The following is a 1,202-nucleotide window of genomic DNA, read 5'->3' on the forward strand; positions in this document are numbered from 1 at the left end:
CCGAACAGGCTGTGCCGCGGCGCTCCCGGCAGCGCATTGCCCGCCGCAACGATCGCCGCCGTGGCGCCGCTGCCGCTGGTGTACGCCTGGTCGAAGCGCGCGTCCAGGAAGGTATAGGCCAGCTGCGTCGTCACGCCCTGCCAGTCCCGCTTCCAGGTCGCTTCCACGCCCTGGCGCTTGACGCCGTCGACGTTCTGGAAGATCGTCCGCCCGTTGTCGTTGACCAGCGGCACGATCTCGTCCGCGCTGCGCGAGCGGAACAGCGCCACGTCGATGCTCTGGCGCTGGCCGCGCCACTTCACCCCGGCTTCCATCTGCAGGCTGGTCGAGGCCCGAAGGTTGAAGTTCGGCCCCGTGCCGCCGAGGCGATACGCGATCTCGGTGAGCGTGGGCGTCTCGAAGCCGCGACCGACGTTGGCATAGACGTTGAGCTCGTCGGCCGCATGCCAGACCACCCCGGCCACCGGGCTGGTGTGGCTGTAGTCCACGCCGCCGCTGTCGTTGGGACTGGCCGCGGTGACGTAGCGGTCGTCCACCGACAGCCGCACCCGGCTCGCGCGCGCGCCGGCGGTGGCCTTCCATTGCGGCGCGAACGCCCACTCGAGCTGGCCGAACAGGTCGACGTTGCTGGCGCGGTCGGTCTCGTCGCGCCGCAGCGCCCCGGGCGTGCCATTGTTGTTGACGTAGCCGCGCCGCTGCTGGTCGAGCCGGTCCGCTTCCACGCCTACCGTCCAGCCCAGCGGCGCAGTGGCGCTTACGCCATGCGACCAGCTCAGGCTGGCGCCGTGGTAGCGGTTGTCGAGGTCGACCACGCCGCCGGACGAGTTGGCCGCCGCGCCGCTCATGGACAGGGTCTGGAACACCGAGCGGGTGCCGGTGTAGAAGCGGGCATTGAGGCGGTCGGACTGGCCGAGGCGGTGTTCGGCGAGAAGGCCGGCCTGGTCCTGGTCGATGCGCTTGCGGGTGTCGAAGGTGGTGGCCACGGATGCGGCCTGACGCGGGTCCTGCTCGAACTGCGCGCGCGTCAGGCCCAGCGGATCCTGGGCCAGCGGCTGGCGGAACAGGTTGAGCACGCCGGTGAGGGTGGTGTCGGGGCCGGCGTTCCAGACACCCTTGGCATTGAACTGGTTGCGCTCGGCGGCGCTGTGGTCGCGATAGCCGTCGGTGGTGTAGTGGCTCAGGTCGGCGCGCAGGCCGGCGCC

Annotated in this window: 1 protein-coding gene; it reads right to left on the reverse strand. The window is 71.0% G+C overall.

Annotated elements, in window-relative coordinates; translation table 11 throughout:
• Positions 1 to 1,202 (reverse strand): TonB-dependent receptor family protein (locus tag G3574_RS06860; protein WP_163961390.1); only part of this gene is annotated, 1,202 nt, incomplete at both ends.

The organism is Noviherbaspirillum galbum, assembly GCF_010974945.1.
GTDB classification, from domain to species: domain Bacteria; phylum Pseudomonadota; class Gammaproteobacteria; order Burkholderiales; family Burkholderiaceae_D; genus Noviherbaspirillum; species Noviherbaspirillum galbum.